At 41.3% G+C, this 9941-nt stretch carries 10 protein-coding genes and 2 riboswitches; all 10 genes read right to left on the bottom strand.

All coding sequences use genetic code 11. The features are described from left to right. Nucleotides 1–67 precede the first annotated feature (67 nt). Nucleotides 68–173, bottom strand: a riboswitch (SAM riboswitch). Nucleotides 174–278: 105 nt separating this feature from the next. Beyond that, nucleotides 279–1592: an O-acetylhomoserine aminocarboxypropyltransferase/cysteine synthase family protein gene (locus ACGLXV_RS23465; protein WP_391560516.1), complete on the bottom strand. Its 1314-nt coding sequence runs from the start codon at nucleotides 1590–1592 to the stop codon at nucleotides 279–281. Nucleotides 1593–1662: 70 nt separating this feature from the next. Further along, nucleotides 1663–1761, bottom strand: a riboswitch (SAM riboswitch). A 78-nt stretch (nucleotides 1762–1839) separates the two neighbouring features. Continuing rightward, on the bottom strand, nucleotides 1840–2190 hold the full coding sequence (locus ACGLXV_RS23460) for a hypothetical protein (RefSeq protein ID WP_119709830.1): 351 nt from the start codon (nucleotides 2188–2190) through the stop codon (nucleotides 1840–1842). Between the two features lie 244 nt (nucleotides 2191–2434). Then, a complete protein-coding gene (locus tag ACGLXV_RS23455) occupies nucleotides 2435–2740 on the bottom strand; it encodes a thioredoxin family protein (RefSeq protein WP_119709831.1) in 306 nt (101 codons plus the stop codon). 14 nt (nucleotides 2741–2754) lie between these two features. Beyond that, complete coding sequence (locus ACGLXV_RS23450) at nucleotides 2755–3111, bottom strand: toprim domain-containing protein (protein WP_119709832.1); 357 nt, start codon at nucleotides 3109–3111, stop codon at nucleotides 2755–2757. 128 nt (nucleotides 3112–3239) lie between these two features. Next, the gene (locus tag ACGLXV_RS23445) at nucleotides 3240–3479 is read right to left on the bottom strand and encodes a YusG family protein (protein ID WP_119709833.1); all 240 of its coding nucleotides are present in this window, start codon (nucleotides 3477–3479) and stop codon (nucleotides 3240–3242) included. Between the two features lie 100 nt (nucleotides 3480–3579). Next, nucleotides 3580–3963, bottom strand: coding sequence for a glycine cleavage system protein GcvH (gene gcvH, locus ACGLXV_RS23440; protein WP_119709834.1), 384 nt, complete (start codon nucleotides 3961–3963; stop codon nucleotides 3580–3582). 35 nt (nucleotides 3964–3998) lie between these two features. After that, nucleotides 3999–4361, bottom strand: a complete 363-nt coding sequence (locus ACGLXV_RS23435) for an arsenate reductase family protein (RefSeq protein ID WP_391560515.1) — start codon at nucleotides 4359–4361, stop codon at nucleotides 3999–4001. 144 nt (nucleotides 4362–4505) lie between these two features. Continuing rightward, nucleotides 4506–6290: an acyl-CoA dehydrogenase family protein gene (locus ACGLXV_RS23430; protein WP_391560514.1), complete on the bottom strand. Its 1785-nt coding sequence runs from the start codon at nucleotides 6288–6290 to the stop codon at nucleotides 4506–4508. Between the two features lie 18 nt (nucleotides 6291–6308). Continuing rightward, entirely contained in the window at nucleotides 6309–7484 is a 1176-nt protein-coding gene (locus ACGLXV_RS23425; protein ID WP_391560519.1) for an acetyl-CoA C-acetyltransferase, read from the bottom strand. A gap of 44 nt (nucleotides 7485–7528) precedes the next feature. Then, nucleotides 7529–9913: a 3-hydroxyacyl-CoA dehydrogenase/enoyl-CoA hydratase family protein gene (locus ACGLXV_RS23420; RefSeq protein ID WP_391560518.1), complete on the bottom strand. Its 2385-nt coding sequence runs from the start codon at nucleotides 9911–9913 to the stop codon at nucleotides 7529–7531. Between the last annotated feature and the right edge of the window lie 28 nt (nucleotides 9914–9941).

Raw genomic sequence — 9941 nt, 5'->3', positions numbered from 1 at the left:
ATTTATACTTTCTTATCTACAAAAAAAACCTTTCTGCATGAGCAGAAAGGCAGAAACAGTCACCTTTCTCTCATCTATCAAAGCAATACGCTTTGTGTGAATTGGCACCATTTCAATAATTTGACGGTTGCCGGGCTTCATAGGGCACATCCCTCCACCTCTCTTGATAAGAGCTTATCAATCTATATGAACTTTACGTTGTAGTCTTAATCACGAATGCTATCGTATCATGGAAAAATCGGAGTGTCAACGATAAATTTCGACAAAAACCTTATTGATTACACATGGCTAGTAAGCGACGTTTTCCCTGTCGCCAGTGTAATCGCTTGCTCTAAATCTTCAACTAAATCTTCAACATTTTCAATCCCGATTGATAGACGAATTAAATCCTCTGGAACACCTGCTGCTTTTAATCCCTCAGAGTCAAGCTGTTGATGAGTCGTGCTTGCAGGATGGATTACTAAGCTTTTTGCATCGCCAACATTGGCAACATGCGCCCAAAGTTTGAGACTATTTATAAACTTCGCTCCAGCCTCTCGACCTCCGTCGATTCCAAAGACAACGATAGAACCTGCTCCTTTTGGTAAGTATTTCTTTGCAAGCTCATAGTCTGGATGCTTTTCATTTCCTGGATACATCACCCAATTAACCGCAGGATGTGCTTCTAGATACTCTACTACCTTCTTTGTATTTGCCACATGCTCCTTCATTCTCACATGCAAAGTTTCTAGACCAAGTGTGAATTGAAAAGCATTTTGAGGGCTTAATGCTGGACCTAGATCACGTAGTAATTGAACTCTTGCTTTCACAATATAAGCTGCAGCACCAATTGCCTCACTATATACAATATCATGATAGCTTGCATCAGGGGTTGTAAATCCAGGAAACTTCGACGAATTCCAATCAAACTTTCCGCCATCCACGATAATGCCTCCAAGAGTAGTACCATTTCCTAAAAGCCATTTGGTTGCCGAATGAATGACAATATCCGCACCATGTTCGATTGGACGACATAAATAAGGAGTCGCAAAGGTATTATCGATTACTAGCGGAATACCTGCATCATGTGCAATCTTTGCGACCTTTTCGATATCCAAAATTCGCAAGCTTGGGTTTCCAATGGTCTCTGCAAATACCGCCTTTGTTTTCTCTGTAATAGCTTGTTTAAAGTTTTCTGGATTGGTTGAATCCACAAACTTCACTTGAATCCCATATTTAGGTAGCGTTACGGCAAAGAGATTATATGTACCTCCATATAGATTCGAAGCCGCAACGATTTCATCCCCTGCTTCAGCCACGTTAAGAATAGCCAGTGTAATCGCTGCCATTCCACTCGATACAGCAAGTGCTCCGACTCCACCTTCTAAAAGGGCCACTCTTTCTTCAAATACAGTAGTAGTTGGATTATGAATACGTGTATAAATATATCCCGGCTCAGCAAGTGCAAAAAGATTAGCAGCATGCTCTGTATTTTTAAACTGATAAGCATTGTTTTGATAAATTGGTACAGCTCTTGCTCCTGTAACAGGATCTGGGCTTAATCCACCATGTACACCAAGGGTTTCTAACCGATACTTCTTTTGTTCTGTCATTTCATTCCCTCCCAAAAACAATTTTTATTGTAAAACCCCTCATCCTAAGAAGAGGGGGTAGTAGCGTCTCTCCTTATCTTCCAGAGTTTCCTCTGCTGGATTTAGCACCGTGTATTACACCGGTTGCCGGGCATCAAAGGGCCAGTCCCTCCACCACTCTTGATAAGAATTTTTATTAATCACGTAGATGATGGTATCATGGGTAAAATTGGAAAGTCAATAATAATTGCGAAAGTTCAGAAAAGTTTCAAATATTATTCACATGCTTATATGGCTTTACTAAAAAGAACAAGGTTTCTAAGTATAAAGCTGTTCTAAATGTTGCTTGTAAGGAAATTAAATTCGATAAAGTTGCTTGTCTTAGTTTGATCTCCCCGCAAAGCAAGGATATTATATGTTCCTTCCGTCCTTGGAGATGTGCGTCAATATGATGATGAACATTTTTGAATAAAAGTTCAACATTCCCTTTATTTATATGGATAAAGAAGGCCTCATCTTCTGATCTAATACAAATAACGACTGGTGCCTTCTTTAAAAAAGGCAGTAAATGACTTCGGTTATTCCATTCATTCACTGTTCTTTGTAACTGAACAAGCATCGGTCTTCCCCCTCTAAATATACGATTACATATATATTCCACTCTGAGAGAAGCCTTACCTTTAATATCTTTTCGACAAATTTTCGGGGCGTTTGTCAGGGGTACTTAACAAGCTTTGTATCGAATGCTGTAGTTAGAGTTCATTTCCCGAGAAATATGTCATCTTTTTGAACGAAATTACTTTTACTGTCGAAGGGATCTGGGAATCCACAAATAAAAAAATCAGACAAGTACCGTCTGATTCCTAAAAAGATCTTAAACTTTCATATAAAAATGGTACCGATTGAAAAGCATAAATTTTCTTAACAAGTTCATTGTTTCTTATAACTAGCAAACAGGGAACCGACTCAATCGAATATTGCTCAGCTAATGCCGGCACAAAATTCAGATCTGCCTTTAACCAGTTATGGTGTGGCAAAAGCTCTTCAACGACCGAGAGCATTTTCCCTGCTACTTGGCATGTACCACATAATGGTGTGTACAAGTAGAGAAATTTTGTTTCCTCAGCCGAGTGGAGCCGTTCCCTGTTATTATCAAGCAATTCTTGCATGTTGTTACCCCTTCTTACACTTTGTCTAAAAATTGCGTAAAGACGTCGATGTTTGCCCCGAGCAGTACAGTAGCTAAATGATGTTCTGGTGCAGTAGCGACCTCCCTGTAAGTTCGATCGATGTATAAATGGTCTGCTTCAGGAAATTCCCGTTTAAAAAGTCTTCGCAGCTTTTCTCCAGCTTCATCAGCATCAACAAGGATATAGACATCCTTTCCAAACAAATCATCAATGATTTCATCGAGCTTCGAAAGAGATATCGTTCCATTCGTACAAATAATGTCTACAGGCTCCTTAATAACCTTTTGCACCTTCTTTTTGTCTGACGTACCTTCCACAATAATTACTTTTTCAGGTCTCATTTCAGTCATATGCATCACCTGTGAACATGTTGTATTTTCTTTACTTTATTCATTATTCTCGAAAGAGGTGTACAATTCCTCTAACTATTTACGATTATAAAAAAATAAACAGCGGAAAAAAAACCGCTGCCCTTAGATTAACACCATCCACCTTCGTCACAATCGGTATATCTTGGTTCGTCACTGGATGGAGTGGATACAAGCTGAAAAATCTTCTCTCCAGCGCTTTCAAAATGATGCTCAAGCTGCATATCACTTCCACTCGGTAAAGTTACCTTTCCGATTTTCTCGTTTTCTAGATAAAGCACAATTTCGCCATTTTGAAGCTTTCCGACAACACGGTCTGTAATATCTAATTTACCTTGCTGCAAAGTCATGTTGTTGCCATCCCTTTCTTTTCTGTTATACGTCTAGCATGCCCATGTTTGCTAGAAAAAAAAGAGACAATAAAAGACACCTAAAAAGGTGCCTTTTGTATTAGTCTTCGTTAATCATTTCTTCGTATTGCTCAGCTGTCATTAAGTTATCCACTTCACTAGCGTCCGTTGGCTCAACAACAATCATCCAAGCTTTTTCGTATGGTGACTCATTGACAAACTCTGGGCTGTCGTTTAAGTCTTCGTTTACTTCTACTACTTTTCCGCTTACTGGAGCGTAAAGTTCAGAAACTGTTTTAACAGATTCAACGCTACCGAATGGCTCATCAGCAGTTACTGTGTCACCTACTTCTGGAAGTTCAACAAACACGATGTCACCAAGCTCCGATTGAGCGAAATGTGTAATACCGATACGAACGGTATTTCCTTCTGTTTTTACCCATTCATGTTCTTCAGAATAACGTAGATCCTTTGGTGTACTCACGATAAAACCCCTCCATATTATGTATTAATTGTTGGTTACTTTGTAAGCCATACTTTTTCATAGTCTGCTTCCTTAAAGCCAAGCGTTACTTTCTCTCCATCTGTTAGCAATGGGCGCTTGATTAACATTCCGTCCGAGGCAAGAAGCTCAAGAAGCTCGTCCTCTGAAGATGTTGCAATTTTATCTTTCACACCAAGCTCACGATATTTTTGTCCGCTCGTGTTGAAGAATTTTTTCAGCTCAAGTCCACTTGCTTTATAGAAGGATTCAAGTTCCGCTTTTGAAGGAGGCTGCTCTACGATATGTACCTCTTGATACTCAATATTGTGAGAATCCAGCCATTTTTTCGCGTTTCGACAGGTTCCACATTTCGGATACCAATAGAAGGTCAATGCCATGTTACCACCATCCTTTTACACTTTCAATTGCATATTAACATAATTAGGTACAAATTCATAACTTTGACTACGAAATTTTCGGGGAATTTTCGCGTTTGCAAACGAATCCCCCCTTCATCTACTTAAAGGGGGGATTTACTGTAGTTATAGGACAAATTTTTCTGCTTCGATTAGTTTTTCTGATGCTTCGCGCTTTTTCGCAATGACATTGATTGGTGTGTGTCTTGTAAATTTGCGAAGGGCGGAGATCATCATGCGCAGTGCGTCACCTGTTTCTGTTGCGACAAGTGTTTCTTTTGCATGCTGCTCGATTTCGTTGAACGCTTCTTGACAGAAGATTTGTGTGTATAAAAGCTTTTGCTTGCTCTTTTCTTCCCCGTCCTTGACGATTGCTTTTTCTGTTCGTAGAACCACTGATTCCATCGCATAAGCATTAGATACGATATCGGCAATGTTCACTAAGATTTCCTGCTCACGCTCAAGTGCTTTGCCAAACTTTTGAGCCGCTAGGCCTGCCGCAAGAAGGCCGATTTTCTTCGCATTTTTCACTAGATACTTCTCTTGAGCTAGAGGCTCATCCCCTGGCTCTTCTGGCATAAGCATCATGAGCTCTTCTTGAAGGGCTTGCGCTTTCTGAAATAATGGTAGCTCTCCTTTAAATGCTTTCCTTAAATAAGTGCCTGGCACTAATAGACGATTGATTTCGTTTGTTCCTTCAAAAATACGATTAATTCTAGAGTCGCGGTACACTCGTTCAATTTCATACTCGCTCATAAAGCCGTAGCCACCGTGAAGCTGTACCCCTTCGTCCGCTACATAATCCAACACTTCCGTCGCGAAGAATTTATTCAATGAACATTCAATTGCGTATTCAGCAATCGATGCTGCTACCGCTTTCCCATTTTTCACTTCTTCGTCCGATAGCTTGCTCATACGTTCTTCAAAAAGTCCGACTGTACGGTATACAGAGCTTTCTGCCGCATAGATTTTAGAAGCCATTGTTGCTAGTTTTTCTTTTGTTAAATTGAATTGAGATAGCTTTGTTTTAAATTGTTGGCGTTGGTTCGTGTACTTAGTCGTAATTTCAAATGCCGCCTTAGAACCTCCAACTGCCCCTACCCCAAGCTTATAACGACCAATATTTAAAATATTAAAGGCAATAATATGACCTTTACCGTACTCTCCTAATAGGTTTTCAACCGGTACTTGAGCATCTTCTAAGATCAAAGTACGAGTGGAAGAACTCTTAATCCCCATCTTCTTTTCTTCTGGACCAACAGACACTCCCGAAAACTCTCTTTCTACGATAAAAGCAGAGAAGTGCTCGCCATCAATTTTTGCATAAACAACAAATACATCGGCAAAGCCTGCGTTTGTAATCCATTGCTTTTCTCCGTTAAGCACATAATGTGTTCCTTCTGCATTTAAAACAGCCGTTGTTCTTGCCCCTAATGCATCTGATCCCGAGCCTGGTTCTGTTAATGCATAGGCAGCCAACTTTTCCCCAGTGGCTAGTGTAGGTAAGTATTTTTGCTTTTGGTCCTCGTTCCCGAACAATACGATTGGTAACGACCCGATACCAACATGTGCACCGTGTGAGATTGAGAAACCACCCGCACGAGACATTTTTTCAGCAATTAGTGCAGAGCTGATTTTATCAAGTGCCAAACCGCCATACTCTTCCGGAACGTCAGCTCCTAGAAGACCGAGTTCACCAGCTTCTTTTAAAAGCTTTACCGAACGGTCAAACTCATGGTTTTCGATATGCTCGACTTGTGGGAGAACTTCATTGGTAACGAAATCCTCTGTCATTTTTGCGATCATTTTTTGCTCATCTGTATAATCCTCTGGAGTAAAGACTCGATCATAGGAAACATCTTCGATTAAAAAGCTTCCACCTTTAATTAATTTATCTGTTTGATTAGTCATCTTTTTTCCTCCGTTCTTTTATAAAAGTTCGAACACTCCGGCAGCACCCATACCGCCACCGATACACATCGTGACAACCCCAAATTGTTGATTGCGTCGCTTCATCTCATGAATAAGAGAAAGGGTTAGCTTCGCACCGGTACAGCCAAGTGGATGACCTAGTGCAATCGCTCCACCGTTCACATTTACCTTTTCCTCATCAATTCCTAGCTCACGAATGACTTGAATCGATTGAGAGGCGAAAGCTTCATTTAGTTCAAATAATCCGATATCCGATAACACTAATCCAGCAAGCTTTAATGCTTTAGGAATGGCTACAACTGGACCAATCCCCATAATTTCAGGTGGCACGCCTCCAACAGCGAATGATCGGAATTTGACAAGCGGCGTGAGTCCCCCAGCCTCTGCTTTTTCACGATCCATAACCATGACGGCTGCGGCTCCATCACTTGTTTGTGAAGAATTCCCTGCAGTAACGGTTCCTGTTACCGAAAAGGCCGGACGAAGCTTTGCTAATGTTTCTACCGTTGACTCAGGACGAACTCCCTCGTCTTGGCTAAAAACGAATGGTTTTTCGATTAGTTTATTGTCTTTTCCAACCGAGCGTAGAATAACGTGTACTGGTACAATTTCATCAACAAACTTTCCTTCATGAAGAGCTTTTGCTGCTTTTTGGTGACTTCTTACCGCAAAAGCATCCTGATCTTCACGAGAAATTCCAAATTTTCTTGCTACCTCTTCTGCGGTGTGCCCCATCCCCATATAGTATTGAGGAGCTGTCTCAGCCAGTTTGGCGTTTGGTCGAACCACATGCCCCATCATCGGTACTAAGCTCATTGATTCTGCTCCACCAGCAATGATGGTGTCGGCATGACCAATCATTATCTTTTCTGCCGCATAGGCAATCGACTGAAGCCCTGATGAACAATAACGATTGATGGTGATTGCAGGCACTGTATCAGGAAGTCCTGCAAGCGCCCCAATATTTCTTGCCATATTTAACCCTTGCTCTGCTTCAGGCATAGCACAGCCAATAATTAAGTCATCGATATTTCCATCGTAATTTCCTGCTCGCTTTAAGGTCTCTTTTACAACCAGTGCACCAAGATCATCAGGTCTAACGCTGGCAAGCGACCCTTTTTTTGATTTTCCCACTGGAGTTCGTGCTCCAGCAACGATAACCGCTTCTCTCATCACGTTCCCTCGCTTCCTATTTATGCTATAACTCTACCAATCTATTAGTTGCGCAATGGTTTTCCTTTTAGAAGCATATGCTGCATTCTTGCTTGTGATTTTGGCTCTGCAATTAAGCTCAAGAAAGCCTCTTTCTCAAGGTCAAGCAAATATTGCTCATCAACTTCTGTTCCAAATGGCACTTTTCCGCCCGCAATCACATAAGCTAGTTTCTTTGCAATTTTCAAATCGTGCTCTGAAATATATCCGGAGTAATGCATCGTTTGTGCTCCTAGAAGTAAGGTGGCGTAGCCCGTTTCACCGACTACTGGAATCTTCTTTCGGACTGGTGGCTTATACCCTTTGTCATAAAGTGCTAGAACAGCCTGCTTTGCGTCATAAAGCTGGTGGTCTCCGTTTACACTGACAGCATCTGCTTTATTCAAGAAGTTGTTTTCACGCGCTTCCTCTCCCGATGTGGACACCTTTGCCATTGCAATCGTTTCAAACACTTTATTCGCCACGTTTTGAAGGTCAAATGGAACTCCGTTTGGCATGCTGTTTAAAAACTTCATGTATAGCTCTTTGTTACCGCCACCTCCAGGGATAAGACCTACCCCGACTTCCACGAGCCCCATGTACGTTTCCATTGTCGCTTGAATATGCGCAGCTGGTAGGCAAACCTCTGTACCACCACCAAGGGTCATCGCAAATGGTGCGGCAACGACTGGCTTTGTACTGTACTTAATTTTCATCATCGCTTGTTGGAAGTGACGAACGACCATATCAATTTCAAAAATATTATCATCCTGTGCTTCCATAAGAATCATGGCAAGATTTGCCCCAACGCAGAAGTTCTTACCTTGATTCCCAATCACCAAGCCCTTGAAATTCTTTTCCACTTCTTCAACAGCAAAATTAATCATTTGCACAATATCGAGCCCAATCGCATTACTTTGTGAGTGGAATTCTAGAAGGGCTACTCCATCTCCAAGATCAATCAAGCTTGCACCACTATTCTTCTTAATAACCCCACGCTGTTTTTTGATTCTTTTCAGGTTGATAACCTTTGGGTTTTCTTCTACAAGCTTGTAATCACCATTGGTATAGAAGAAAAGATCACCGTTTTCTTCTTCCTTATAAAAGCTTGTATGACCATTTGCTAGCATTTCCTTTACCCAGCTTGGAACGGTATGGCCGTCTTTCTCCATTTTGGCAATCGATTTTTCTAGCCCAATGGCATCCCATACTTCAAATGGACCTTGCTCCCAACCGAAGCCCCATTTCATGGCACGGTCAATCGCGACGATATCATCGGCAATCGTACCGAGTAATTCCGCAGAATACACAAGTACCGGACTAAAAATTTTCCATAGTAGTTCTCCAGAACGATCGTTCGCATATACAAGCGCTTTCATTTTATTAGCTAAGCCTTTTTCCTGTTTGCTCATTTCAACGGAGGCGGTTTTTAATTTTTTTCGTTCCACGTATTCAAGAGTGGCCGGATCTAATTCGAGAATTTCTTTTCCTTTTTTCAGGAAGAACCCTTGACCAGATTTGCTTCCAAACCAACCTTTTTCAAGCATTTGATTCATGAAGGCAGGTACCTCAAAAACTTCTTTTTCTGCTCCATCCACTTGGTCATACACGTTTCTTGCTACGTGCGCAAATGTATCTAGTCCAACCACATCCAATGTACGGAAGGTTGCACTCTTTGGTCGTCCGATTAGCGGTCCCGTTACAGAATCCACTTCTCCAACGCTGTATCCACCTTTTAACATTTCCCTTACTGTAACTAACAGACCGTACGTACCAATTCGGTTAGCGATAAAATTTGGCGTGTCCTTAGCAACAACAACGCCTTTTCCGAGAATATCTTCCCCGTACTGCTTCATAAAATGAAGTACATCGGGTGATGTATGTTGAGTTGGAATAATTTCTAAAAGCTTTAAGTATCTAGGTGGGTTAAAAAAGTGAGTACCAAGGAAATGCTTTTGGAAGTCTTCAGAGCGGCCTTCTGTCATCGCCTCTACAGAAATACCAGATGTATTTGAGCTTACAAAGCTGCCAGGCTTTCGATATTGATCAACCTTCTCGAAAATCTGCTGCTTAATGGCTAAGTTTTCTACAACTACTTCAATGATCCAGTCAACTTCGCTGAGTCTTGATAGATCATCTTCAAAATTTCCTGCTTCAATGAGTGCTAAATTACTTTTTGAGGTTAATGGTGCAGGTTTTTGCTTTAACAGCTTTTGTAGAGCTGTTTGGCTGATACGATTTCTTACCGCTTTATCTTCTAGTGATAACCCCTTTTTCTTCTCGTCGTCAGTTAGTTCGCGCGGAACAATATCTAATAGCAATGTTGGAATCCCGATATTAGCAAGGTGTGCGGCAATACCAGACCCCATTACCCCCGAGCCTAAAACAGCAGCTTTTTTAATTTGTTGGATCAACTTTTGTCTCCCCCTTTAGCTTTTT

Source organism: Robertmurraya sp. (assembly GCF_036676585.1).
Lineage (GTDB): Bacteria > Bacillota > Bacilli > Bacillales > Cytobacillaceae > Robertmurraya_A.
This window is presented reverse-complemented; position numbering and strand designations above follow the sequence as displayed.